Source organism: Alphaproteobacteria bacterium, from assembly GCA_024244705.1.
In the GTDB taxonomy this organism is placed as follows: Bacteria; Pseudomonadota; Alphaproteobacteria; order JAAEOK01; family JAAEOK01; genus JAAEOK01.
Genome location: JAAEOK010000098.1, coordinates 179,632 through 204,019, shown reverse-complemented (window position 1 = coordinate 204,019; position 24,388 = coordinate 179,632). Strand labels below are relative to the sequence as shown.

Annotated in this window: 22 protein-coding genes; 8 read left to right on the top strand and 14 right to left on the bottom strand. The window is 63.2% G+C overall.

All coding sequences use genetic code 11. From position 1 onward, the window contains the following. The first annotated feature begins 171 nt into the window (after window positions 1-171). Both GY791_18955 and GY791_18950 read left to right on the top strand, forming a co-directional pair. The gene (locus GY791_18955; GenBank protein MCP4330508.1) at window positions 172-2,958 is read left to right on the top strand and encodes an AMP-binding protein; all 2,787 of its coding nucleotides are present in this window, start codon (window positions 172-174) and stop codon (window positions 2,956-2,958) included. A 271-nt stretch (window positions 2,959-3,229) separates the two neighbouring features. Next, window positions 3,230-4,045 (top strand): nucleoside phosphorylase, encoded by an 816-nt coding sequence (locus GY791_18950; GenBank protein ID MCP4330507.1) that lies wholly within the window; start codon window positions 3,230-3,232, stop codon window positions 4,043-4,045. Window positions 4,046-4,185: 140 nt separating this feature from the next. On the opposite strand, the gene GY791_18945 is transcribed toward GY791_18950, so the two are convergent. The 3 genes from GY791_18945 to GY791_18935 all read right to left on the bottom strand — a co-directional run bounded on the left by GY791_18945 (window position 4,186) and on the right by GY791_18935 (window position 8,180). Then, window positions 4,186-5,556, bottom strand: a complete 1,371-nt coding sequence (locus tag GY791_18945) for a DUF2330 domain-containing protein (protein MCP4330506.1) — start codon at window positions 5,554-5,556, stop codon at window positions 4,186-4,188. A 274-nt stretch (window positions 5,557-5,830) separates the two neighbouring features. Next, entirely contained in the window at window positions 5,831-7,081 is a 1,251-nt protein-coding gene (locus tag GY791_18940; GenBank protein MCP4330505.1) for an MFS transporter, read from the bottom strand. Window positions 7,082-7,229: 148 nt separating this feature from the next. Beyond that, entirely contained in the window at window positions 7,230-8,180 is a 951-nt protein-coding gene (locus GY791_18935) for an AraC family transcriptional regulator (GenBank protein MCP4330504.1), read from the bottom strand. Between the two features lie 242 nt (window positions 8,181-8,422). Between GY791_18935 and GY791_18930 the strand changes: the two genes are divergently transcribed. The 3 genes from GY791_18930 to GY791_18920 all read left to right on the top strand — a co-directional run bounded on the left by GY791_18930 (window position 8,423) and on the right by GY791_18920 (window position 10,091). Then, window positions 8,423-8,956 (top strand): DUF4142 domain-containing protein, encoded by a 534-nt coding sequence (locus GY791_18930; protein MCP4330503.1) that lies wholly within the window; start codon window positions 8,423-8,425, stop codon window positions 8,954-8,956. 3 nt (window positions 8,957-8,959) lie between these two features. After that, on the top strand, window positions 8,960-9,307 hold the full coding sequence (locus GY791_18925) for a copper-binding protein (protein MCP4330502.1): 348 nt from the start codon (window positions 8,960-8,962) through the stop codon (window positions 9,305-9,307). A 268-nt stretch (window positions 9,308-9,575) separates the two neighbouring features. Then, window positions 9,576-10,091 (top strand): GNAT family N-acetyltransferase, encoded by a 516-nt coding sequence (locus tag GY791_18920; GenBank protein MCP4330501.1) that lies wholly within the window; start codon window positions 9,576-9,578, stop codon window positions 10,089-10,091. 113 nt (window positions 10,092-10,204) lie between these two features. Here the strand turns inward: GY791_18920 and GY791_18915 are convergent, their stop codons facing one another. The 5 genes from GY791_18915 to GY791_18895 form a co-directional block, all read right to left on the bottom strand. After that, window positions 10,205-10,945: an FkbM family methyltransferase gene (locus GY791_18915; protein MCP4330500.1), complete on the bottom strand. Its 741-nt coding sequence runs from the start codon at window positions 10,943-10,945 to the stop codon at window positions 10,205-10,207. A gap of 44 nt (window positions 10,946-10,989) precedes the next feature. Beyond that, on the bottom strand, window positions 10,990-11,580 hold the full coding sequence (locus GY791_18910) for a DUF3501 family protein (protein MCP4330499.1): 591 nt from the start codon (window positions 11,578-11,580) through the stop codon (window positions 10,990-10,992). A gap of 63 nt (window positions 11,581-11,643) precedes the next feature. Beyond that, a complete protein-coding gene (locus GY791_18905; GenBank protein MCP4330498.1) occupies window positions 11,644-12,987 on the bottom strand; it encodes a glycerol-3-phosphate dehydrogenase in 1,344 nt (447 codons plus the stop codon). A gap of 96 nt (window positions 12,988-13,083) precedes the next feature. Beyond that, window positions 13,084-13,503, bottom strand: coding sequence for a rubrerythrin (locus tag GY791_18900; GenBank protein MCP4330497.1), 420 nt, complete (start codon window positions 13,501-13,503; stop codon window positions 13,084-13,086). Window positions 13,504-13,650: 147 nt separating this feature from the next. Then, on the bottom strand, window positions 13,651-14,067 hold the full coding sequence (locus GY791_18895) for a transcriptional repressor (protein MCP4330496.1): 417 nt from the start codon (window positions 14,065-14,067) through the stop codon (window positions 13,651-13,653). Between the two features lie 266 nt (window positions 14,068-14,333). Here GY791_18895 and fabA point away from each other — a divergent pair, with 266 nt between their 5' ends. The 3 genes from fabA to GY791_18880 are packed head-to-tail and all read left to right on the top strand — an operon-like array spanning window position 14,334 to window position 16,910. Next, window positions 14,334-14,849, top strand: a complete 516-nt coding sequence (gene fabA / locus GY791_18890; GenBank protein MCP4330495.1) for a 3-hydroxyacyl-[acyl-carrier-protein] dehydratase FabA — start codon at window positions 14,334-14,336, stop codon at window positions 14,847-14,849. An 11-nt stretch (window positions 14,850-14,860) separates the two neighbouring features. Then, window positions 14,861-16,081 carry a beta-ketoacyl-ACP synthase I gene (gene fabB, locus GY791_18885; GenBank protein MCP4330494.1) on the top strand — a complete coding sequence of 407 codons (1,221 nt, stop codon included), beginning with the start codon at window positions 14,861-14,863 and terminating at the stop codon, window positions 16,079-16,081. A gap of 10 nt (window positions 16,082-16,091) precedes the next feature. Next, on the top strand, window positions 16,092-16,910 hold the full coding sequence (locus GY791_18880) for an SDR family oxidoreductase (protein ID MCP4330493.1): 819 nt from the start codon (window positions 16,092-16,094) through the stop codon (window positions 16,908-16,910). A gap of 63 nt (window positions 16,911-16,973) precedes the next feature. Here the strand turns inward: GY791_18880 and GY791_18875 are convergent, their stop codons facing one another. The 6 genes from GY791_18875 to infB all read right to left on the bottom strand — a co-directional run bounded on the left by GY791_18875 (window position 16,974) and on the right by infB (window position 24,366). Next, window positions 16,974-17,717 (bottom strand): glycerophosphodiester phosphodiesterase, encoded by a 744-nt coding sequence (locus GY791_18875; GenBank protein MCP4330492.1) that lies wholly within the window; start codon window positions 17,715-17,717, stop codon window positions 16,974-16,976. A gap of 60 nt (window positions 17,718-17,777) precedes the next feature. Beyond that, window positions 17,778-19,922, bottom strand: a complete 2,145-nt coding sequence (gene pnp / locus GY791_18870) for a polyribonucleotide nucleotidyltransferase (GenBank protein ID MCP4330491.1) — start codon at window positions 19,920-19,922, stop codon at window positions 17,778-17,780. Window positions 19,923-20,122: 200 nt separating this feature from the next. Continuing rightward, window positions 20,123-20,392, bottom strand: coding sequence for a 30S ribosomal protein S15 (gene rpsO / locus GY791_18865; GenBank protein ID MCP4330490.1), 270 nt, complete (start codon window positions 20,390-20,392; stop codon window positions 20,123-20,125). A gap of 15 nt (window positions 20,393-20,407) precedes the next feature. Further along, complete coding sequence (gene truB / locus GY791_18860; protein ID MCP4330489.1) at window positions 20,408-21,334, bottom strand: tRNA pseudouridine(55) synthase TruB; 927 nt, start codon at window positions 21,332-21,334, stop codon at window positions 20,408-20,410. Continuing rightward, on the bottom strand, window positions 21,324-21,731 hold the full coding sequence (rbfA, locus tag GY791_18855; GenBank protein MCP4330488.1) for a 30S ribosome-binding factor RbfA: 408 nt from the start codon (window positions 21,729-21,731) through the stop codon (window positions 21,324-21,326). Before rbfA ends, truB begins: the two co-directional genes overlap by 11 nt. Before the next feature lie 88 nt (window positions 21,732-21,819). Then, window positions 21,820-24,366 carry a translation initiation factor IF-2 gene (gene infB, locus GY791_18850; protein MCP4330487.1) on the bottom strand — a complete coding sequence of 849 codons (2,547 nt, stop codon included), beginning with the start codon at window positions 24,364-24,366 and terminating at the stop codon, window positions 21,820-21,822. Between the last annotated feature and the right edge of the window lie 22 nt (window positions 24,367-24,388).

Here is a 24,388-nt window from a genome sequence, read left to right as displayed (position 1 = left end):
CAGAGCTGACAAAGCAACGAACCTGGCTCACCGAATCCCTTCAATCCAACGGCTCTTGTGCCACGAGTGGTACAGGGTTCAAAACGCATTGAAACTCAAATATTGTCAAAGAAACGACGGACCTTCGCAATGGGTCGGCGGTGGTTCCGCTTGCACCCTCCGGGATAGGATATGGACTCGATGATCGCCGCCACGTCGGCAGGGACCATCCCAGCGGCTCTGGTAGAGCAGTCGGTGTGGAGGGCATTGCAGGAGCCCTTTGCCCGGTTTGCTGATCGTGTCGCCATTGCAGACCAAACCGGCAACGTGACCTTTCGCGACCTCGGGACCCGGGTCGAGCAGGTCGCCGCCATTATCCAAGCGTCTGTCTCTGGCGAGAAATGTGCCGTTGCCCTTCTGCTGACCCAGGGGGTGCCGTTCATTGCGGCCCTGCTGGCGACGCTGAAGACCGGCCACTATTACATACCGCTCAATCCAGCTAACCATGTCGAGGCAAATCAACAAATTCTCCTCGATGCCGAGGCCGGCTTGCTTCTGACAGATAGCAACTACGCAGAAGTCGCAAAGTGTATTGGCGGAACCCTATGTCACGTTGAGGACATCGATCGCGCCGAAGGGACGACGCCCGATACGGCCGACAGCCCCGAGATCTGCGGCGGCGATCTTGCCGGCCTCTTCTATACCTCCGGCACTACGGGTAAGCCGAAAGGCGTGATGCAGACACAGCGCAATTTCCTGCAACTCGCGCGCAGCTTCATAAACGCCACGGGAATCGGGCCGGACGATCGCTTGCTGCTCGGTTATCACGGCAGCACCTATGCCTCGGTAATGAATATCTTCAGCGGCTTGCTCACTGGGGCGACACTGTGCCCATGGGACGTTTCCCAGAACGGGGCTGCGCCCATGGCTGACTGGCTGCAATCTCAACGAATTTCGGTGTTGTATATCTTTCGCAGCGCGTTCAGCCAGTGCATGAGCGCCGTCCAACCGGATGTGCGGTTTCCTCGGGTTCGCGCGCTGATGCTGTCGAGCGAGCCGGTTTACGACACAGACGTGACGATCTGGCGCGAACGTTTTCCGACAACCAGTATTTTCATAAATCACATCGGCTCTACCGAAGCTGGTAGCTATCGGCGTTATCCGATCGACCGCACCGCAACGGTTGAACCGGGCGTCTTGCCTCTAGGCTACCCTGTGGAAGACAAAGATGTCCTGTTGTGCGACGAGCACGGCGCACAGGTGAGGCCGGGAGAAATTGGCGAGATTATCGTCAGGAGTCGCTATATCGGGCTCGGTTATTGGAAACAGCCTGCCTTGAGTGAATCCGTGTTCTCAGCCCCGCATGGGCCGGACGGTGCGCGTTTGTTCCGCACCGGCGATTTGGGCCGCATGGATGCCGACGGCTGTTTGTATTCGTTGGGCCGCAAGGACAACCAGGTGAAATTCCGCGGACGCCGCGTTGAGGTTGCCAAGGTAGAAGCGACACTGGCCGGCCTCGAACACGTCGATCAAGCTGCCGTGGCGGCGCGCACCGGCGGAGGCGGCCAGACCCAACTCGTAGCGTTTTTCGTGAGTTCCGAGGACACGTTGTCCGCCAACAGGTTGAGACGGCAGTTGGCGGACGTCCTACCCCATGCCGAGGTACCGGTGGTGTTCGTGCGACTGCAAGCGCTGCCGCGCTTGCCGAACGGTAAGATCGACCGCAAGGCACTTGCAGCGCACGAGATCGTCCCGGAAGCAACACCCGATGTCGGCCCGCACGATACGGTCGAGAAGAGATTGGCGGAGGTGCTGCGGCGCGTCTTGCAAGTCGAGAAACTTGGCATCGATGATGACATTTTCGAGCACGGCGCGGACTCGTTGACTGCCGTTGAAATCTCTGCCGCGATCGACCAGGAATTCGGAGTCGACGTACCGATGGAAGTCTTATGGTCCGGAGCACACTCGGTCGGCGCCTTGGCCCGGATCATTCGGCGGGCCGATGCCTATTCCGAGCCATGTCGGCACCCTCCTTCGACGCCCGCGCATAAAAACGCCCGTACACCCGGTTACGTAAACCGGCGAAGACTTCTTGGGCGCGAGGACATCGCAATACTAACGTTGCTTCCTGCGGCGATACTGGTTGCAAAACTCGTGCCGGAATCGCGCTGGCGGCAGATCGCCGACCTGTACGGCCTCTTTCTGACCCTGCTGCGGCCGTGGCGACATCGCACGCTCTCTCAGCAGATCGCGAGCCAGTTCGACGGCTATGCCAGGCAAGCTGACGGTCGCGCGGTCTTGCACAGCATCCGTTCTGGCAGTTTTGAACTCTGTCTGCGGAAGCTGACATCTCCGGCCGAATGGCAGACGCCGCTGGAGTTGCTTGGGCAACAACATATCGAAAGCGGCCTAAACCGCGGCCGGGGCGTAATACTGTGGCTATCGCCCCAGAATTTCACCGGAATCGTTGGCTCAGAAGCGCTTTGTCGGGCCGGCTATACCGTGCACATTCTATCACGGTTGGAGCATGGCTTTTCCCCAACCGTGTTCGGACAGCACTTTCTCAACCGCCTTGCCAACATTGGTGATGATTCTGGCCACGTAAGTCGCGTTATCATGACCGACGACGGGCAGGCCGCGATCCAAACCTTGCGACGTGTATTGCGTGAGAACGGCGTCGTCGCAATCGTGGCTGCGGCGTTGACCGACCAACCATTCCGCCGCCGGTTCCTTGATGGCGAGATCGAATTAGCAGGCGGACCGCCTCGGATGGCGCTGGCGACAGGGGCCGCATTGTTGCCTGTATTCGCGCACCGGCATGCCGATGGCTACCGAGTGCTCGTTTCCCCGGCTCTGAAGTCCGACGTTGCTGTCAAAGACGCCGCGATCAAGTCGATGTTGGACCAGTTCATAAATCAACTTGAGCATTTTGTTCGGCAGTACCCGGCAGAATCGTGGCATTTGGTGCCGCGGCCATAGGGTGCATTGTCGCACCCCTGCTCTACGCCATTTCTCATGGACGATGGGAACAGCCCCGCCGCCACGGGCCCAGCTTTACGAAGTGAGGCGCTTACTCATGTCCGTCCCGCCCTATTACCAACAACCTGTGAGCGCCACGATGACCGTAACTGGCTAAATGCCGCGGTTTAGCGCGACCCGGCCGAACTTCAGTTTCGCCAAGAAAGCCGACGTCGACGAGGCTTTCGACGGAGGTAAACTGTTGGGCTCAGCCGATTGGAGAACGATGCTGATGACCGATGACGAGTTACCGCCGATCCTGGCCGGCAAGCGTTTTGATTCGCCGTCATCCTTCACCCCCGAGAGCCTGCTGCGCGAGGCACGGCGTCAGAAGTCAGCCTCAATCCAGCCGGTGCCGGATATCTGCCTACTCGATCCGGACGGCGATATCGTCCGCCGATTGAAAGCGGAAGGGCGTGCGCGGCGCCATGACGGGTGGGTCTGCTATCACACCGATCTCTATGTCTTCGAAGTGAGCGGCCTCACGGTAGGCATCGTCGGCCGCGCCGTCGGCTCATCTTTCGCCGTCTTGGTGGCCGAAGAGCTGTTCGTATCGGGGTGTGCGCTGCTGATCAGCGTTACGTCGTCGGGGCAGATCATGCCCGTTCAAGAGCCGCCGTATTTCATCATGATTGACCGCGCGCTGCGAGACGAAGGCACGAGCTATCACTACCTGCCGCCGTCGACCTATAGCGACGCACCCGAAGCCTTGATCGGAGTTCTTGAGGGCGCCTTTGACGATCTTCGCGTTTCTGTGCTGCGGGGCGCGACCTGGACGACCGATGCACCATTCCGCGAGACTGACGATGCCATTGAAACCATGCGTCAGCGCGGTCTGCTTGCTGTCGAGATGGAAGCCGCCGCGCTCTATGCATTCGCCAAGGCGCGTAGCAGATCGGTGATCTGCTTTGCGCACGTTACCAACCAGATGGGCCGAATCGAGGGGGATTTCGAGAAAGGTCACGCGGACGGCACGACTGATGCGCTGCAAATCGTGGTCAATGCGGCGCAGCGCCTCTTGGGTATTGACGAAAAATCGTTTGGATGAGCTCGAGCAACGCAGTCTGATGAAGGACCGCATTTGGCCACAAGCCGACCTCTGAGAGGTTGTCGTGCGGCGTCTGCTTTAGGACATCAAGCGGGCAAACTTCCAAATGAGCCCGTATGTTTGATTCATGAGAGCATGCCCTAATCGTCGGGCCACACCGATCGCCACCACGGGCCCGGCGGGTCGCCGGGTGGTAGCGGCCAAGCCGAAGCCGTTTGGCCGGTTGCGGCCATCCGCGCGCGGATCTCGTCGATCGGCCAGCCGGTCAGGTTGGCGAGGGTCGCGGCCTCGGTCGCGAAGCGTCGCGGCAGACCGGCGGCATAGGACCGCGCCTCGGGGCACATCGCCGCGCCGCGCCAGGGGTGGCGCAGGACATAGCGGCCCTGGACGTTGCTGCGATCGGCGATCTCGCGGAACATCAAATCGTCGGGGAAGTGGTCCTCGTCGTAGCGCACATGGAGCCGGGTGACGAAGACATCGCGCGCCTGGCGCTTCGGGGTCGGTGCCTGGATCCCGAAATCGTCGGGCAGCCAATGGACACCGAGCTCCTGGAGTTCGGCGACCGACAACGGATCGGCGGCGCAGGGGTCGCACCAGGCCATGTCCCAGGCGTATTCCAGGAACACCGCCCGCATATCCTCGCGCGCCACCATGCGATCGAAGGCGGCGTTGTAGAAGCGGCCGAAATCGTCTTTGACGTAAAGCGGCACTTCCTGCCCGCTCGGGATCCGAACGGTACGGTAGTTGGCGGTCTCGACGCGGCCGTCGCGGGTCAACGCGAAAACGAAGAGGTCCTGGGGACCGTCCGCGTTGACCATGCCGAGGCGGATCGGCAGCATGAAGCCATCCGACTCGAAGGCCAACTGAAGGGGGCGGAGAAAGGTGTAGCCGAGCTTGGTCCGCTCGGCCAGATTGACCCGGGCGACGAAGAATTTCATGCCGTTGGCGAGGTAGTGGTCGAGGACCGAGCCAGCCTTGTCGGGCACGCGATAGCCGTTGCGCGTGAGCCATGTCCCGAGCCCGGCGCTTTGCTCGGCCGACAGGATCAGGATGTCGTATTCGCCCACCGTGTATTGCGCCTCGATGGTGACGCCGAGCGCCGCCGCGTCCTCGAATGCGGCGCTCGATTGCGGCACTCCCGCCGTCGCCATGCGCTCCCGCAGGTAGTGGCGCAGGCACGGATTGTCGTCGTAGTACTCGACCAACCGCGGCGCCGTGTAGGCGTCGAGATGGTCGACGATGGCGCCTTCGGTGACATGGACCTGGGAGCGCTCGAGTACCTGCGGTACCGGGACCACGATGGCGAATTCCTCGGGATCGCCGAGATAATCGTTGACCATGGTGATAACGGTCCGCGGCCCGTGCCGCGCGATCACCACTTTCGAGGCCTTGTTGAAGAGTTTGGTATCCGCCTTGGCGACATAGAAGCCGCAGAAGGCATGGGCCGAAGCGGTAGTCGCGGCAAGCATCGCTGCCGCGAGCAGACCGCCAAGAAGGTATCGTGGGACCATCGGGAGCCTCCGCCCCGGAAGGGGGCAGGGAAAGCGTCGGCCGCCAATCCGGCGATAGGGGGGCGGAATTGGGGCGGCTTTTGGGCGCGGCGGGGAATCGAGCGCCGGCGTCGTCGATGTCGGCGTGGTGTTAAGGCAAAATGCCGTCGCCGATCAAATTCGTGGTGTCGCTTTCATTGCGCACCGGTTCCATGCCGCTCGCGCGATGGTGTTCTCTGCCTTGCTCATATCAGGCCTCGACCGCCGCCACTCAATCGGGTTTCCCGACCCGGGATCAGGTGTCCCGCCGCTCGGGCTCGGACGACCATTTCATCGCGCGCGGCGTGATCCAATGCCCATGCCGATGCGCCCAGCTCCCCAGTGGCCGCCGTTCGGGAGCAGGTGCCCCGCCGGGACGGGCGATGACGGCAATCGCGTAAGCGACGATCAGGACCTGGACCGTTGCAAGGAAAAGGAAATAGGCTGATGGCTGCCAAGCCTCGATGATCTCGGTGGAAATTACCGGCCCCAATATCATGCCGACGCTGAAACAGATGAAAAGGGTCGTGCCGCCGCCGACCATCTCATCGGGCTCCAGATGGTCATTGGTGATGGCCAGACATATGCCGTAAATCGAAAAACAAGGTCCGGCGAAGAGTGCGGTCAGTAGAAAGATGAGAATCTCGATATCGACCGGCGTCGCCGCCAATAGCAAGGCGGCGAACGCGGCCAGCGATGCAACCGCGATCATGACCCTGGAACGATCGTATCGATCGCTGAGAATGCCGATCGGCCACATGAAAATCAGGCTGCCGAGGAAAATGGCGGCCATGAAGAGCGATACATGGGCGGTGATGAAGCCCGATTGATGGGCAAAGATCGGACCGGCTCCGATCAGGGCCCCGACGGCGAGACCGGCCATGAAGATCGCGCCGACGCCGAGCGGGAAGCGACGATATAGCGCGAGAACGCCGAGCGGCTTGGGCGCTTCGAAGGACGGGGTCGGTTGCGTGCTGAGCAGGATCGGCACGATCCCGAAGGAAATCAGCACCGAGGCCAGAATGAACAGGTCGTAGCCGAGCGGGCTGCTGAGGTTGAGCAGCAGAGCGCCGGTGCCCCAGCCAAGATAGGTAACCATGAGGTAGAGATTCATGATTTTGCCGCGGACCTCGTTGGGGCTCCTTAGGTTCAGCCAGGTCTCGGTGACGATGAAGATACCGGCGAGGCAAAAGCCGGTCGCGAGTCGAAGCGCGAACCACACGACGGGGTCCACGAAGACAGCGTGGAGCAGCGCCGTACCGGAGGCGATCGAGGCAACCGCCGCGAATACTTTGGTGTGTCCCACGTTGCGGATCATTCGCGGCGCCATCAGCGCGCCGACCAGATAGCCGGCGAAGAAGCCGGCCATGATGAGGCCGGTATTCGAGGTGTCGAAACCCTCGCCGAAGGCCCGCACGGCCGGGAGCGGCCCCTGAAGCCCAGTACTCTGAAGCGTAAAGGCGAACCCGAAGAAGAGCGCCCAGGTCGCGAGAAGAACACTCCTCATAACACGCCATTCCCCAAAAGGAACCGGCATCATCGCCGCCAAGGCCGGCCGATTGGGCCGCACTGCGCCTCGGTCCGGTATGTTACCGCTTATGCGGTTGTGAAGCGATGGAAGGACGGCCGGACTTTCAGGACGATCGAAAATGGGGTCAGGACCGGGCGCCTTCGCCGGCTTGGCGCCGGCGCCGGTAGCCGGCCGGCCCGACATCGAAATGACGCTTGAACACGCGGCCGAAGGCGGCTTCGGACTTGTACCCGCTGCGTTCGGCGACGCCGATGATGGGCAGGTCGGATTCGGCTAGCATTTGCCGGCCGATTTGCATGCGCCAACCGGTGAGGTAGTGCATCGGAGTCATCCCCATCAGGTCGTGGAAGCGGTTGGCGAAGGCGGTCCGCGACATGCCCGCGGCACGGGCCATCTTCTCGACCGTCCAGGGTGCGGCCGGCTTGCGATGAAGGGCGCTCAGCGCGCGGCCGACCTGACTGTCCGCGAGACCGCGGAAAACCTGCCGGTCACGGCCTTCGGCGGCGAGATAGGCGCGGATGGCTTGGGCGAAAATGATCTCCGAAAGCTTGAGTGTGATGAGATCGCCGCCCAGTCGCGCGCCGCCGGCTTCGGCGCCGATCAGTTTCAGGGTGCTGTCGAGCCAATGCTGGGAGGCGTCGCCGGAATTGCGGATATGGATCAGGCGCGGCAAGGCCTCGAGCAATGGATGCGTGGCATCGCGGTCGAATGCGAAATGACCACACACCAACTGGCTTTCCCCGCCGCTGCCATCGCCGCCGTAGTGGAGGGCGCCCTGGCCGGTGAAGCCGGCCATTTCGACGACCTTGTCGACGGTCTGCGCCGGGGTGTCGAGCGGCTCCGACAGGAAATGCGCCGCCCCGTGCGGGATGATCACCAGATCACCGGGCTCGAGCAATACCGGCTCGGCATCGCCGGCGACCCGCACCCAGCAGCGGCCGCGGTTCGCCATATGGAAACGCGCCACGTTCTCGAACGCCGGCACCTCGACGCCGAAGGGCGGGCTGAATGCGGTGCGGAAATACAACGTCCCGGCCAGCTTCATCAGTCCCAATACGTCGCTTAGAACGTCCATATCCGTCTCTTCACCGTTGACCGGAGAAATATGGCATCCGAATCGTTATCTGCCATCGGTTTGTACGATTGGTCAATTAACACGGACGATCGATCATTGGAAGTACGCCGAAACGCTCGATATTTGTCGTAGTTGCAGGGCGGGCAAATCCGTCATGCGGCGCTCGCCGGTCACGGCGGGCATCGACCGGGGCCGGTTCGGACGCCCCGATCGAGCCTCAACAACCAACCACGGAGAGCGATATGAGCCCCAAGACCTTATTTGCCGCCGGCGCCATGGCGCTGACCCTATGGACCGGTGCCGCGGCCGCCGAATCGCGGGCCGAACTCAATGACCTGGAAATCGCCCATGTGGCCTATACCGCCGATTCGATCGACATCCGCTACGCGCATCTGGCGCTCGCCTTGTCGGAAAATCCGGCGGTGCACGAATTCGCCAATACCATGATCCGTGACCACAGCGCGGTCAACGATCAGGCCTTGGCTTTGGTCGCCAGACTCGAGGTGGCGCCGCAGGACAATTTCCTCAGCCGCCAGCTCAATACCCAGGCGGCCCAACTCATCGACGAATTGAGCCAGCTGCGCGGCGCCGATTTCGACCGGCGGTACGCTGCCAACGAACTCGCCTACCATCAGGCGGTCAACGGCCTGGTCGAAGGAACCTTCATCCCCGCCATCGAAAACCCCGAGGTCAAGGCGTTGTTCGAACAGGCATTGGTCATCTTCAAGGCGCATGAGGGACATGCCGGCAAGATGGTCGAAGCGATCGGGGATTAGTCGGTGATACGCGTATCGATAGTACGGACGGGAGCCGCGGCGGTGTTGGCCGCCGCGGTTCTCATCATGGCGGCCGTGCTGCCGGCGACGGCACCGAGCGAACACGTGGTCGAGATCCGCGGCCTCGAATTCCACCCCGATAGGCTGGAAGCGGCGGCCGGCGACACGATTATCTGGATCAATCGCGATTTCGTGCCGCACACCGTTACCGCGGATGACGAAACCTGGGACTCCGGTGAGATCGCCACCGGCGCCGAGTGGCGGATGACGGTTGGGGAAAATACCAGCGGACCCTATTACTGCCGCTTTCACCCGATGATGACGGCGCGGTTCGCCCTCAGGACGAAATGACACGGCGCGGGAAACGGCGGACCCGCGCGCCCGCCGGATCTCGGCGTCCGTGACGCTTGAAATCGGTTGCGATTGGCATTAGGGAATAGGCCATGACCATATGGATCGACATCGGCCGTTGCCCGCGACGCCGTCCCGACAGGACGGCGGGCTTGCCTATGTGATCGCTCTTTTCTACGACAACTAGGTCTCAAGCATCGCCGGAGGTTCGGACCCGGCGATTTTTTTTGCGCGACCCAACCTCCGGCGCGACGCCAGGGAGGGTCCCATGACAGCATCAGACGACATCAGCATCCGGCCGATCGCGCTCGCCGACCGTCCGCGCTGGGCGGCCCTTCTAATGGCTCACGGCCGGACCTACGGCCTCGACCTGGGCACGGCGACCATCGAGACGACGTGGGCGTGGATCGCCGACCGCCGGGCTTCGCTGAAAGCGCTGGTCGCCGTTGACAGTGCCGGCGAAATCGTCGGTATCGTCCACTACCAGCTAATGTACCGCTCGCTCGCCGGATCGATGTCGTGTTACCTCAGCGATCTCTATGTCGCCCCGTCGTCCCGCGGCCGCGGCATCGGCGGGCGGCTGGTCGCGGCGGTGCTCGAAGTTGCCGGCGCGCATGGCTGTCGCAACGTGCGCTGGCTCGGCCATGAATCCAACCAAGCGGCGCGGCGGCTCTACGACCGTTTCGCCGCGCGCACCGATTTCGTCCTCTACGAGGTGCCGGTCGGGGACGCTTCCGGCGCGACGTACGCACTCGCCTCGGCGCAGGGCCGCGCCGAGCCATAGCCGCATCCGGGCGGGCGTGATCATGCCGGCACGGCACGCGATCACCTCGCCGACATGGCGCCCTTTTTGCTTGGCCGCCGGCTACGCGGCGGCATCGGCCGGGTCCACCGCGCTCATGCGAGATCGACGGTAATGCGTTGGCGGTCGCGGTCGCGGCGGGAAGGAAAGGCCCGCTCGGCGACATAGGTGAACTCGCCGCGATGAACGGCAGCGATGGTGCCGGCGAACAGGAGATGGGTCCGCCGCATGATGGTGTCGATCGCCAAGCGGTCGTCTTCGCTATGATATTCGACATAGAGGACCTTGACCCGCGGTAGCCACGCCTCCAGCGAGCGCAGGATCGGCACCTCGCAGCCCTCGGTGTCGATCTTCAAGATGTCGATGGTGTCGATATCGTTTTCGCCCATCCAGTCGCTGGCGCGGCGGAGGTTGATGGTCTCCGAATGCCGCGTATTGAGGACGCTGTCGCCAACCGATGCGGTGACGCTGTCGACCGCACCCGAATAGAGCCGCGCCGTTCTGTCCTCGGAATAAAGGCCGATGTTGAATGCATCGACGTTCGGCAATTGCCGCGCATTCCGGGCCAGCAGTTCGAACGCCTCGCCGCCCGGTTCGAGGGCGACGACCCTGGCCTTCGGGTATCTCAAGCCGAAATAAAGCGCTGCGCTGCCGATATTCGCGCCCACGTCGACGACGGTCCGAATCTTGGTCAGGAAGTCGACCGGCGGGTAGGTTTCGCCGCTGACGATACCGCGAGCGATCGAACGCGAGGCCGGGTTGTCGAAACAATGGAGCTCGATCTTCTTGGCGCCGGATTCGAGGGGGATGGTCGTGGTCTTGGATTTTGCATTCATCGGCGAACCTCGCTACCGAGCACCGCCACCCGCGGCTTTTCACGTCAGTCGAAATCCTCGGACAGCGCAGCCCGAACGTTATCGGGCATGACCGCCATGTGGGCATAATTCGGATGCTTTATGCCGACGATTACCTGGGTTGCCGGTTCGGTGAAACGGGCGACCTGTTCGCCGGTGAAGGGGAAATGGACGAATTGCACCGACGACGCCTTGCCGTCGGCGGTCGTGCGGTCGACGTCGGCCTCGGGCCGGGCGGCGATGGTGTCGTCGCCGAGGGCGATGAAGATCGTATCCTCGACGCCGCCGAGACGGGCCAGGATCGAACGCCGCAGGGTCTCGTCGGGGATCTCGAACATGATGGTGGCGACCAACTCGCGCCCCTTGGGGATCAATGGGTTGTAGGCCCGCAACTCGTCTTCGACCTGCTCCGCGCCGCCGCGTTCGATGTACAGCATCTCGTGGATCTGATGCCACATCGTTTCGTAGTTCTCGAAATAGAAACTGGCATAGGGCCCGACATCCATGCGGCGGTCCTTCTTGATCGCCGCCACCCGTGTCCGCCGCTGCCTGCGTTCGCGGGCGTAGTCCTCGACCGCCATGATGTCGTCTCGCGTGATCTCGGTTTTCGCCGCCATCATATTCTTCCGTAACCCTCGACCGTGCCGGTCCGCGCTTCGCAGCAGCCGACGGACTTGGTTCTAGACCTCGATCCCATAGGCCTTGGCGAAGAGCTCGATCGGATGCGGCGCATGATCCGGCACCGCGCCCTCGCCGTCGAGCCGTTCCATCCCCTGCAGGACGTGAGCCCCGGCCAGCGGGCACTCCGAGACGACATAGGTCTTGTCCGCCTTGCGCGCGTCACGGGCGACCGGCTTGCCGATCTTGAGCGCGGTCTCGAAGTTGCCCTTCATGATGCCCCACGAGCCGCCATGGCCGGAGCAGCGTTCGATGACCTGGAGGTCGGGGTCGGGCAGAAGGCGCAGCATCTCGGCCGCCTTTTGGCCCATGTTCTGGGCTCGCGCGTGGCAGGCGATGTGCAGGGTGACGCCGCCGTCGAGCGGCTTCAGACCCTCTGCCAGGCCCGCCTTCTTCGCGATATCGACGACGTACTGGCTGACATCGTAGGTGTGCTCGGACAATTTCTTGATGTCGTCATCGTCGGGGACGATCAGCGGCCACTCGAATTTCAGCATCAGGGCGCATGACGGCACGAGCGCCACGACGTCGTAGCCGCGGTCGATCCAGCCGGACATCTCCGCCGCTATTGCCTTGGCGTTGGCCGCGACCTTGTCGAGCTGGCCTTTTTCGAGTTGCGGCATGCCGCAGCAGCGCGGGTAGACGACTTCGGTCTCGACCCCGTTGCGGGCCAAGACCGCTCGCGTCGCCATCCCGATCGAGGGATTGTTGTAATTGACGAAACAGGTCGCGTAGAGCACCGCCTTGCGGCCATGGGCCGGCGCTTCGGTTTTGATGTCGAGCCGGGAGTCGCGCGCCTGCATGGCGAAGGTCTTGCTGTGGAACGGCGGCAAATGGGCCTGCCGATCGACCTTGGCGACCGCCTCGAGCGCGCCGCGCGTCGTCTTGTTGCCGGTGTCCGAGGCCCAGTTGGCGAGCCCCGCGGCATGGCGCGCGAGTTTGCCGTTGCGGTCGGTTTGTATGAGCTGGTTCTCCGCCCACGGGACCTGGCCGTTGCGTGCTTCGACGGCACGGTAGCGCAACATCAGGTGGGGGAAGTCGAGGTCGAACTCGTGGGGCGGCACGTAGGGGCACTTGGTCATGAAGCACATGTCGCACAGCGTGCACGCATCTACGACGGGCTTGAAGTCGGCGCTGGCGACGGCGTCGACTTCCTCGGTCGCCGATTCGTCGATCAGGTCGAACAGGCGCGGGAACGAATCGCACAGATTGAAACAGCGCCGGCAGCCGTGGCAGATGTCGAAGACCCGGCGCATCTCGGCGTCGAGCTTTTCCGCATCATAGAAATCCGGGTCGTTCCAATCGATGGGATGGCGGATTGGTGCCTCGAGGCTGCCCTCGCTCATGTCCCCTCCGGATCGCCGACATATAGTGCTCTAACGTCGCCCGGGGATCCGCGGCCGGATCCCCTGACGCCATCGGTCATGCGGTTTCGAGTGCCGTTAGTCGAGGTCGTTCAACGCCTTGGTAAAGCGTCCGGCGTGGGATTTCTCGGCCTTGGCCAGGGTCTCGAACCAGTCCGCGATTTCGTCGAAACCTTCGTCACGGGCGGTCCGCGCCATACCCGGATACATGTCGGTGTATTCATGGGTTTCGCCAACGATCGCCGCCTTCAGGTTGAGGTCGGTACCGCCGATCGGCTCTCCGGTGGCCGGGTCGCCGACCGCCTCGAGATATTCCAAGTGGCCATGCGCGTGGCCGGTTTCGCCTTCGGCGGTCGACCGGAACACGGCGGCAACGTCGTTGTATCCCTCGATGTCGGCTTTCTGGGCAAAATAGAGATAACGGCGGTTGGCCATCGATTCGCCGGCGAATGCCGCCTTGAGGTTTTCTTCGGTCTTGGACCCGCTAAGGTCAGCCATGATCTCCTCCTCGATAATCAGGTTGTCGCGATGCAGTGGGCCGTCGTTGCGGCGGCTCGACCCTAATATGACCGTGCGCGCGCGCGCTGTCAATAGATTAGAATTGTTCTAAACTATTGAAGGCTCGATAGAACTGACTTTGATCGGTTAGGCGTCGCGCAAGCGGATAATGATATCGACGCGATCGATTTCGGCGCCATCCGGCGCATCGGGCAAGGAGTTGATGCGTAGCGCATCGGCAGGAATATCCCACAGCGCCCCATTGCTCTGATTGAGGAAATGATGATGATCGCTGGTATTGGTATCGAAATAGGATCGGCCAGGCTCGACCACCACTTCCCGCAACAGGCCCGCGGTGCAAAACTGGTGCAGGGTGTTGTAGACCGTCGCCAACGACACGCGCACCTTCGAGCGCATCGCCTCATCATGAAGTTGCTCCGCGGTAACGTGCCGGTCGCCACCGTCGTACAACAGCCGGGCCAGGGCGAGGCGCTGTCGGGTCGGCCGCAGGCCGGCTTCGCGCAGCCGGTTGACGGAATCGGTATAGGGCCGTTTGCTGCTCATCACTTGCAATATAGGGACGGCTGCTGCGATGGAAAAGCATGAACTCAATGGGCTCGGCATTTTTTTTGAATGCCTAAAATTGTTGAATACACGTTGCGGATGCATGACGGGGAGCGTGCAAAATCGATGACAGGGGTGGCTGATCGCTATGGTTTGCGTGGCCGCCGCTTGTGCTATAGTCCGCGCGTGGACGACAGCAAGGCCGTGCCGGCCACATTTCTCTGATTGGCGGATCGGCACGGCGCAGGCATTTTGCGGGGTCTGGTTTGGCGAAACGGAAACACAGCTTTAGCTATGACGATCTGATCGCTTGCGCGCACGGCAAGCTGTTCGGGCCGGGCAATGCGCAGCTGCCTTTGCCGCCGATGTTGATGTTCGATCGCATCACCAAGATCGTCGACAAAGGCGGCCAGCACGACAAGGGCGAAGTCGTTGCCGAAATGGACATCAAGGATGACCTCTGGTTCTTCCGTTGTCATTTCGAAGGTGATCCCGTCATGCCGGGATGCCTCGGTCTCGATGCGCTGTGGCAACTCGTCGGTTTCTTTCTCGGCTGGCTCGGAGCGCCGGGCAAGGGCCGGGCGTTGGGTGTCGGTCACGTGAAATTCACCGGCATGGTGGAACCCGGGGCCAAACTCATCAGCTATCACCTCAACCTCAAGCGCGTCGTCATGCGCCGTTTGGTCATGGGCATCGCCGATGGCATCATGACCGTGGATGGCAAGCCGATCTATGAGGCCAACGACCTTAAAGTCGGCTTGTTCTCGTCCAATACGGCATAGGGGCCCGAGGCATGCGGCGAGTCGTCGTGACCGGCTTGGGAATCGTCTCGAGCCTCGGCAACAACAAGAATGAGGTTGTCGAGTCGCTCAAAGCGGGCCGGTCGGGCATCGAATTCTGCGAGACCTACAAAGAACTTGGGTTCCGCAGCCACGTCCATGGCTCGATCGACGTCGATCTCGAGGCCGCCGTCGACCGCAAGCTGCGACGGTTCATGGGCGACGGCGCAGCCTACAACTATATCGCGATGGAAGAGGCGATCGCCGATGCGGGCCTCGAACAGGACGACATCTCCAACGAGCGCACCGGGCTGGTCATGGGCTCCGGGGGGCCGTCGACATCGAACCAGGTGGCGGCCGCGGACATCACCCGCGAGAAAGGTCCGCGGCGGGTCGGGCCCTATATGGTGCCGCGGACAATGTGCTCGACCAACTCGGCCAATTTGTCGACCGCTTATCATATCAAGGGGCTGAGCTATTCGATCTCGTCGGCATGTTCGACCTCGGCGCATTGCATCGGCAACGGCGCAGAGTTGATCCAACTCGGCAAACAGGACATCGTTTTCGCCGGCGGGGGAGAGGAATTGCACTGGACCCTGACCGTGCTCTTCGACGCGATGGGAGCGTTGTCGAGCAAGTACAACGACACCCCGGACCGCGCGTCACGCGCGTATGATCGCGACCGTGACGGCTTCGTCATTTCGGGCGGCGGCGGTGCCGTCGTGCTGGAGGAGCTGGAGCATGCCCGCGCCCGCGGCGCCAAGATCTATGGCGAGCTGGTCGGCTACGGCGCCACCTCCGACGGCGTCGACATGGTCGCGCCGTCGGGCGAGGGTGCGGTGCGGTGCATGCGGATGGCGGTGCAGGGCATCGGCAATACACCGGTCGGCTATATCAATGCCCACGGTACGTCGACCCCGGTCGGCGATATCGTCGAACTCGACGCGGTCCGCGAAGTTTTCGGCGACAACGTCCCGCGAATCTCGTCGACCAAGTCGCTGGCCGGCCATTCCCAGGGCGCGACCGGTGTCCATGAGGCGATCTACTCGCTGCTGATGATGGAGCGCGGTTTCGTTGCCGCGTCCGCCAACATCGAGAACCTGGATCCGGCGGCCGAGGGCATGCCGATCGTGCGCGAGGTCGAAGACAATGTCGATCTCAACTGCGTGATGACCAACTCGTTCGGATTCGGCGGGACAAACGCTTCGCTGGTGTTCAAGAAATTTGATGCCTGAGGAATCTTTGATGAGCAATGTCCAGGGCCTGATGGCCGGAAAGCGTGGCGTCGTGATGGGCGTCGCCAATGACCGGTCGATCGCCTGGGGCATCGCCAGTGCGCTCAGCGAGGCCGGCGCCACCCTGGCCTTTACCTACCAGGACGACGCCTTCGTCAAGCGGGTTCGCCCGCTCGCCGAATCGGTGGGCGCCGAAATCGTCGTCAAGTGCGACGTCGAGAAGGACGACGAGATCCAGGGCGCGGTCGATGCCGTGGCCGCGCAGTGGGGCCAGCTCGATTTCATCGTCCACGCGATCGCCTATTCCGATAAGGCCGGGCTCAAGGGTGCCTACCTCGACACGACCAAGGCCAATTTCACCCGTACCTTGCAGATCTCCTGCTATTCCTTTACCGCCGTCGCCCGCGCCGCGCGCTCGGTCATGGACAGCGGGGGCAGTCTCATCACCTTGACCTATCTCGGCGCCGAACGGGTCACCCCGAACTACAACGTGATGGGGGTGGCCAAGGCGGCGCTCGAATCCAGCGTACGCTACCTCGCCAACGACCTCGGACCGCAGGGGATCCGAGTCAACGCGATCTCTGCCGGGCCGGTGCGCACGCTCGCCGGATCGGCGATCGCCGATGCCCGCTTCGTCTATCGCTGGACCGCCGACCAATCCCCGATGGAACGCAACGCCACCCTCGAGGACATCGGCGCCGCGGGCCTCTATTTGGCCTCCGATCTGTCGCGCGGCGTTACCGGTGAGGTCCACCATGTCGATTGCGGCTTCCATGCCATCGCCATCCCTTCGCCCGACCGCATCAACGCGCGGAAATCAGAGGCATAGGAAGCCGGGGCAAGGGCCGCCGTTCGTTGACGCGACGCCGTTCATTCCCGCGATCCGTCGAGATCACCCTGCGCCGCCGATGCGGTCCGGGTGGTCGCTGACGATGGCGTCGACGCCGATGGCATAGAGGGCCGTCGCCCGCGCGGCCTGGTTTACCGTATAGGTCACGACGGCCAGGCCCGCGGCCCGGATCCGGTTGACATCATCGGGCCGCGCGCGCTCCGCATTGCAGGCGATGGCCATGCAATCAAGCCTCTGCGCGGTAGGGAGCGATTCACCGCCCGGCGACCCCGCCGCCAGCATGCGGGGCAGTTGCGGCAGCAAGCGCCGGGCCCAGGAAATCACCTCGACGTCGAAGCTCGAGAGCAATATTGGCATTGTGTCCCGCGCGCCGCTGGCAGCGATCGCCCGCGCCACCGCAGCGACCGCCGCGCGGCGATCGCGGCCCGGCCCCCGGCGGTCGGCCTTGACTTCTATATCGGCGCCGAGACCAAGCGCCATGCAGTGGGCCAGCACGGCCTCGAGGGATGGTGGGGATTCGCCGGCGAAGCCGTGGCCAAACCACGACCCGGCATCGAGTCGCGCCAGGTCGGCAGCCGTCTTGTCGGCGACCGCGCCCTTGCCGTCGGTGGTGCGGTCGACGGTCGCGTCGTGCATCAATACGGCTGTGCCATCGGCCGCGATGCGGGCATCGAACTCGACCCAGGTGCAGCCCAGGTCCCGCGCTCGGCGCAGTCCGGCGAGTGTGTTCTCGGGCGCCGTTCCGGCGCAGCCCCGATGGCCGATCACGCGCGGAAGAGCGATCATGGATGCAATCAAGACGGCGGAAGGGACCGGGGCGGCTGAAAGCCGCCCCACCTTGTCACGCTACTCGTTGGCGGCCTTGGCGGGCCGCTTCGGCTTGACCTTGTCGCTGATGTCCTCGCCGGTCTCCTGGTCGACGACACGCATGCTGAGGCGGACCTTGCCGCGGTCGTCGAGGTCGAGGACCTTGACCTTGACCTCGGCCCCTTCCTGGACGATGTCGGTGACCTTGCTGACACGGTAATCGGCCAATTCGCTGATGTGAACGAGGCCGTCCTTGGCGCCGAGGAAATTCACGAAGGCGCCGAAATCGACGATCTTGACGACCTTGCCGGTGTAGATGACGCCGATTTCCGGTTCGGCCGTGATCTCGCGAATACGCTCGATCGCGGCACGGCTCGCGTTCTCGTCGACCGCCGCCACCTTGACCGTGCCATCGTCCTCGATATCGATCTTGGCGCCGGTTTCGGCGACGATTTCGCGGATCATCTTGCCGCCCGGTCCGATGACCTCGCGGATCTTGTCGATCGGGATGTTGATGGTGGTGATCCGCGGCGCGTGGTCGCTGACTCCCTCGCGCGCCCTGGTCAGCGCCTTGGCCATCTCGGCGAGGATATGGAGCCGCCCGTCTTTCGCCTGGTTGAGTGCGACACCCATGATTTCCTCGGTGATCCCGGTAATCTTGATGTCCATCTGCAGCGAAGTTACGCCGTTCTCGGTACCGGCGACCTTGAAGTCCATGTCGCCGAGATGATCCTCGTCGCCGAGGATGTCCGACAGCACGGCGAAGTCGTTTTCCTCCTTGATCAGCCCCATGGCGATGCCGGCGATTGGCCGCGGCAGCGGCACGCCTGCGTCCATCAACGCGAGCGAGGTTCCGCACACCGTGGCCATCGAAGACGAGCCATTGGATTCGGTGATCTCGGACACCACGCGAACGGTATAGGGGAAGTCTTCCTTCGACGGCATCACCGGCCGCACCGCCCGCCACGCCAGCTTGCCGTGGCCGATTTCGCGGCGACCCGGGGAGCGCAGGAAGCTTGCTTCACCGACCGAATAGGGCGGGAAGTTGTAGTGCAGCATGAAATGCTCCCGATATTCCCCCTCGAGCGCGTCGATGATCTGCTCGTCCTGGCCGGTGCCAAGGGTGGCGGTAACGACGGCCTGAGTTTCGCCGCGGGTGAACAGCGCGCTGCCATGGGCACGGGGCAGGATGCCGACCTCGCTGACAATCGGTCGCACGGTGCTCGTATCGCGGCCGTCGATGCGGTGGCGGGTGTCGAGGATATTGCCGCGCACAATCGATTTTTCGAGCCGCTTGAACTGGCCCGAGACGAGGGATTCGTCGAAGCCGTCCTCGGTCAGTGCACTCACCGCCTCGGCCTTGACGGCGGCGACCTTTTCCTGGCGATCCAGCTTGACGGTCTCGCCATAGGCCTCGCGCAGCGGCGCCTCGGCGATTTCCTTGAGGCGCGCCGCCACGGTCTCCGTATCGGGAGCCGCTTCTGGAACCTGCCACGGTTCCTTGGCCGCCATTTCAGCCAGCTCGACGATTGCCTGGATTACCGGCTGCATCTGCTGATGGCCGAACTTGACCGCGCCCAGCATGATTTCCTCGGACAATTCGTGGGCCTCGGATTCAACCATCAGAACGCCGCCTTCGGTTCCGGCGATGATCAAGTCGAGCGCCGATTGCGCGAGTTCGTCCTGCGCCGGGTTGAGGACGTATTCATCGTCGATATAGCCGACCCGCGCACCGCCGATCGGGCCCATGAAGGGGATACCCGAAAGCGTCAACGCCGCCGAGGCGCCGACCATGGCGACGATATCGGGGTCGTTGACCAGGTCATGGCTCATGGTGGTGCAAATGACCTGGGTCTCGTTGCGGAAATTCGGGTGGAAGAGCGGCCGAATCGGACGGTCGATGAGTCGCGAGGTCAGCGTCTCCTTCTCGGTCGGGCGCCCTTCGCGCTTGAAGAAGCCGCCGGGGATCTTGCCGGCGGCGAATGTCTTTTCCTGGTAGTTGACGGTCAGGGGAAAGAAGTCGATCCCCTCCCGCGCTGTTCTTTGGGCGACCGCCGTGCACAGCACGGTCGTCTCGCCCAGGGTGGCGACGACGGCGCCGTCGGCCTGGCGAGCGATCTTTCCGGTCTCGAGGACCAGCTTGCGCCCGCCCCAATCCAATTCCTTACGATGAATGGTAAACATATTTGCTTCCTTCCTTCGCCGCGGCCCCCCATGGGCCGTGGCCTTGCGCGACGTCTACGGTCATTGTCGGTGCGGCGGCGGGCGGACACCATTGCCCGTCCGGACGTCGCAGGGCCGTCCGCACCGATTCACAGATTTCATTCCGCAGGAGCACCCGCCTCGGCCAGCACGGTATCGCCGGGCTCATCGACCGCGGGCACTTAGCGCCGGATTCCAAGCCGCTGGATCAAGGTCTGGTAACGCTCCTGATTGCTTTTCTTGACGTAGTCCAGTAGGCGGCGGCGCTTGCCGACCATGATCAAGAGACCACGACGTGAGTGATGGTCCTTCTTGTGGTCGCCAAGATGACTGGTGAGATTGCGGATTCTCTCGCTCAGGATTGCGACTTGAACTTCCGGCGAACCGGTATCGCCCTCCTTGCCTCCGAACTCGGTGATGAGTTCGCGCTTCCGCTCGGCGGTAATCGACATCGTGTAACTCCATGTCTATGGGTTCAACACCCGTACCGGTCGGATCTGCCTACCGTCGAGCCGCGTCAAAGCCACCAGCTTGCCGTCGCGCAGCGCGCAAATCGTCGCACCGTCGTCCAGGTTACCGATGAGGTCGCGGTCGGCGGTTCGAACCACCGGCACGGCTTGCCCGCGTCTGATACGGGCCACCTCGCTCTCGGTCACGGCCAGCGCCGGGATGTCGTCCAGCGCGGTCTCAACCGCGAGCAAATGCTCCAAGAGGCGCGCACTATGCCCAACTTCACCTTCACATTCCAGCGGAATCGCTAGGCTTTCGTCGAACGGCCCGACCGACAGCCGGCGCAACGCCGTGACATGTCCAACCGTGCCGACCGCGACCGCGAGGTCACGCGCCAAGCCGCGCATATAAGCACCCTTGCCGCAGGTGACAAGAAATATCGCGTGGTCCGCATCGGAAGTTTCCGCCAGCTCGATACTGTCGATCATCACCGGGCGTGACGCCAAGTCCGGCACCAGGTCGGCGCGAGCCAGATCGTAGGCGCGCTCGCCATCGACCTTTATCGCCGAATAGGCCGGCGGCACCTGTTCGATGAGTCCGGTGAATTGCGGCAATGCGGCCACGATCTCGGCCGCCGTCGGCCGTTCCGGCGAGGTGGCGGTGACTTCCCCCTCACGGTCGTCGGTGGTGCGCGCCTCACCCCACCGCACCGTGAACCGGTAGGTTTTCGCCGCATCGACCACATAGGGAAGCGTCTTCGTCGCTTCACCGAAGGCGAGCGGCAAGACACCGGTGCCGATCGGGTCGAGGGTGCCGGCGTGGCCGACCTTGGCGGCCGAGGTTTGGCGCCTGACCCGATTGACGACCGCCGTCGAAGTCAGGCCGCACGGTTTGTCGATAACCAGCCAGCCGTCGATCTTGTCGCCTTTACGCCTACGCGCCATCGTCTTCTTCCACGCCAATCAGGTCGCGGGCGATTTCCGGCCGGCGCAGCAAATCGTCGATCCGCGCCGCGGCGTCGAACGATGCGTCGCCTTGAAACGTCAATGCCGGCACATTGCGGAGGGTGATCTCGCGGGCCACCTCGCGCCGCAAAAAAGACGCCGCCCGGCCCAATGCGGTCACCATCTGGTCCATCTCGTCGCCGCCGAGCGGAACCACCATAACGGTCGCATTGCGCAGATCGGGGCTGACCCGAACTTCGGTCACGGTGATCGCGACGCCGGTCAGATCCGGGTCGCGGATGATCCCGCGGCCGATAATCTGCGCCAGGACGTGGCGCAGCTCCTCGCCGACACGCAATTGACGCTGGCTCGGCGCCGATGCCCGCCCTTTTCCCATAATGGCCTCGTTTCTTGTCTCGGGTGGCGCGGGAATATTCGCACGTCGACGGTGCGAACTCGGCATCGCGATCCACGCTGTCGGCGCGTTACAATTCGCGCGCGACCTCCTCGACCTCGTAGCACTCGATGATGTCGCCTTCCTTGATGTCCTGGTAGTTTTCCAAGGCAAGGCCGCACTCGAAACCTTCCTTGACCTCGCGCACGTCATCCTTGAACCGCTTCAGCGTCGACAGTCCGCCTTCGTGGATGACGACATCGTCGCGCAGCAGGCGGACCCGGGCGCCGCGTTTTACGGTGCCGTTGGTCACCATGCAGCCGGCCACCCGCCCGACCTTGCTGATCTTGAAGACTTCGCGGATTTCGGCGTTGCCAAGCGTCTTTTCCCGCCTGCTCGGCGCCAGCATGCCGGTGAGCACACCCTTGATGTCATCGATGATGTCGTAAATGACCGAATAGTAGCGGACGTCCAGATTGTCGCGCCGGGCGACTTCACGAGCCTGCGGATTGGCGCGCACGTTGAACCCGATCACCAGACCGTTCGATGCCTTGGCCAGCGACACGTCGGATTCGTTGATCCCGCCGACCCCCGCATGCAGGACGCGGACATTGAGTTCCTCGTTGTCGGCGACCAGTCGCTCGAGCGAGCCGACAATGGCCTCGACCGAACCCTGGACGTCGCCCTTGACGACGACGGCGAGCTCCTTGGCGGCGCCGTTTTGAATTTGGGAGAACATCTGTTCGACGGAACTGACGGCGCCCGCGCCCTGGTTCAGATTCTTGGTCTGACGTTGGCGGAACTCGGAAATCTCACGCGCCCGGCCCTCGCTGTCGACGACGGCGAAATCGTCGCCGGCCGAGGGCGTCGCGTTCAACCCCAGAACCTCGACCGGCATCGCCGGGCCGGCTTCTTCGACGTGATCGCCATGGTCGTTGATCAGCGCCCGGACGCGGCCCCATTCGCCGCCGGCGATGAAGATGTCGCCGACGCGCAGCTTGCCGCGTTCGATCAGCACGGTGGCCACCGGACCGCGGCCCTGTTCCAGCTTGGCTTCGATGATTACGCCCTGCGCCGGACGATCCGAGTTGGCCCTGAGTTCGAGGATCTCGGCCTGCAGCAGGATCAGTTCCTCGAGCTTGTCCAAATTCATTTTCTCGGTCGCCGAAACCTCGACGTCGATGACCTCGCCGCCCATTTGCTCGACGACGATCTCATGCTGCAGCAACTCCTGGCGTACGCGGTTGGCGTCGGCCTCGGGCTTGTCCATCTTGTTGATGGCGACGATCATCGGCACCTCGGCCGCGCGGGCGTGATTGATCGCCTCCACGGTTTGCGGCTGGATACCGTCATCCGCGGCCACGACCAGGACGACGATATCGGTCACCTTCGCGCCACGCGATCGCATCGCGGTAAAAGCCTCGTGACCCGGCGTGTCGAGGAAGGTGATCCTGCTGCCGCTCTTCAGCGTCACCTGATAGGCGCCGATGTGCTGCGTGATCCCGCCGGCCTCGCGTCCCGCCACGTCGGTCTCGCGAAGCGCATCGAGCAACGACGTCTTGCCGTGGTCGACATGTCCCATGACGGTCACGACCGGCGCCCGCGGCTCCATCGACAATTCGTCGTCGGGCGCACCGTCGAGGCCGATCTCGACGTCCGCTTCGGAGACGCGCTTGACGTTGTGACCGAACTCGGTCGCCACGAGCTCCGCGGTGTCGGCGTCGATGTTCTGGGTGATCGTCACCATGACACCCATTTTCATCAGCGTCTTGACGACTTCGGCGCCGCGCTCGGCCATCCGGCCGGCCAATTCCTGGACCGTGATCGTTTCCGGGATGATCACCTCGCGAACAATTTTCAGCGGCGCCAAGCCGGCTTCCTCCATCGCGCGTTTGCGTTCGCGCTCCTGTTTGCGCCGGAACGCCGCATCGCTGCGTTGGCGGGCGCCGTCTTCCTGGCTCAAGGCCTGGCTGATGGTGAGTTTGCCGTCGCGCCGACGCGGTTCGTTGCGCCGCGCGGCCGGTGCCTGCCGGCGCTGATCGGCGCGCCGGGCACGGGATTTGCGCTCGTCTTCCTCGGCAACCGCGGTTTCCGCTTCGCCGCGTGCGGCCGCGGCCGCTTCGGCCTTGGCGGCGAGCCGCGAGGCCTCGGTCTTGCGCCGCTCCTCCTCGGCCCGTCGCCGCTCCTCCTCCTCGCGACGCTGCTGCGCCTCTTCCTCTTCGCGTTTGCGCTCTTCCTCTTCGTTGCGCAGTTGGTCGCCTTCGGCGCGCTCAATCTCGCGCGCCGCCTCGAGGTCGTGCTGTACCCGCTCGGGCTCGCCATCCTGCCCGACGCTTTGCAGCGCCCGCGCCCGCGCCTCGCGCTCCTTTTCGGTCAAGGTTCGCGCCGGGGCCTTGATCTCCGCCCTTTCGGCGGCCGATTCGGCCTGTTGTTCGACCTCGGACACCCGTCGCATCTTGCCGCCTTCGTCGCGTTGGAAGGTCCTCTTCTTGAGCACCTCGACCTCGACGGTCTTGCGGCGGCCGTGCGGGAACTTCTGTTCCACCTGGGTCCGTTCTTCGCGTTTCTTGAGCGAAAGCTTGCCCGGCTTGGACAGTGTCAGCGGCTTCTTGCCGTCTCTCTCTGTTACTTTTGTCATCTTCTACTGTCCGATCTTTCGC

What these genes read in the sequence shown, in the direction of transcription:
- GY791_18895 (MCP4330496.1), bottom strand. Translation starts at nt 14,067, where the DNA reads ATGAGCAGCAAACGGCCCTATACCGATTCCGTCAACCGGCTGCGCGAA.
- GY791_18905 (MCP4330498.1), bottom strand. Translation starts at nt 12,987, where the DNA reads ATGAGCGAGGGCAGCCTCGAGGCACCAATCCGCCATCCCATCGATTGG.
- GY791_18945 (MCP4330506.1), bottom strand. Translation starts at nt 5,556, where the DNA reads ATGGTCCCACGATACCTTCTTGGCGGTCTGCTCGCGGCAGCGATGCTT.
- GY791_18935 (MCP4330504.1), bottom strand. Translation starts at nt 8,180, where the DNA reads ATGGACGTTCTAAGCGACGTATTGGGACTGATGAAGCTGGCCGGGACG.
- GY791_18950 (MCP4330507.1), top strand. Translation starts at nt 3,230, where the DNA reads ATGACCGATGACGAGTTACCGCCGATCCTGGCCGGCAAGCGTTTTGAT.
- GY791_18920 (MCP4330501.1), top strand. Translation starts at nt 9,576, where the DNA reads ATGACAGCATCAGACGACATCAGCATCCGGCCGATCGCGCTCGCCGAC.
- GY791_18910 (MCP4330499.1), bottom strand. Translation starts at nt 11,580, where the DNA reads ATGGCGGCGAAAACCGAGATCACGCGAGACGACATCATGGCGGTCGAG.
- GY791_18930 (MCP4330503.1), top strand. Translation starts at nt 8,423, where the DNA reads ATGAGCCCCAAGACCTTATTTGCCGCCGGCGCCATGGCGCTGACCCTA.
- infB (MCP4330487.1), bottom strand. Translation starts at nt 24,366, where the DNA reads ATGACAAAAGTAACAGAGAGAGACGGCAAGAAGCCGCTGACACTGTCC.
- GY791_18955 (MCP4330508.1), top strand. Translation starts at nt 172, where the DNA reads ATGGACTCGATGATCGCCGCCACGTCGGCAGGGACCATCCCAGCGGCT.
- GY791_18915 (MCP4330500.1), bottom strand. Translation starts at nt 10,945, where the DNA reads ATGAATGCAAAATCCAAGACCACGACCATCCCCCTCGAATCCGGCGCC.
- fabB (MCP4330494.1), top strand. Translation starts at nt 14,861, where the DNA reads ATGCGGCGAGTCGTCGTGACCGGCTTGGGAATCGTCTCGAGCCTCGGC.
- GY791_18940 (MCP4330505.1), bottom strand. Translation starts at nt 7,081, where the DNA reads ATGAGGAGTGTTCTTCTCGCGACCTGGGCGCTCTTCTTCGGGTTCGCC.
- GY791_18880 (MCP4330493.1), top strand. Translation starts at nt 16,092, where the DNA reads ATGAGCAATGTCCAGGGCCTGATGGCCGGAAAGCGTGGCGTCGTGATG.
- rpsO (MCP4330490.1), bottom strand. Translation starts at nt 20,392, where the DNA reads ATGTCGATTACCGCCGAGCGGAAGCGCGAACTCATCACCGAGTTCGGA.
- GY791_18900 (MCP4330497.1), bottom strand. Translation starts at nt 13,503, where the DNA reads ATGGCTGACCTTAGCGGGTCCAAGACCGAAGAAAACCTCAAGGCGGCA.
- rbfA (MCP4330488.1), bottom strand. Translation starts at nt 21,731, where the DNA reads ATGGGAAAAGGGCGGGCATCGGCGCCGAGCCAGCGTCAATTGCGTGTC.
- truB (MCP4330489.1), bottom strand. Translation starts at nt 21,334, where the DNA reads ATGGCGCGTAGGCGTAAAGGCGACAAGATCGACGGCTGGCTGGTTATC.
- pnp (MCP4330491.1), bottom strand. Translation starts at nt 19,922, where the DNA reads ATGTTTACCATTCATCGTAAGGAATTGGATTGGGGCGGGCGCAAGCTG.
- GY791_18875 (MCP4330492.1), bottom strand. Translation starts at nt 17,717, where the DNA reads ATGATCGCTCTTCCGCGCGTGATCGGCCATCGGGGCTGCGCCGGAACG.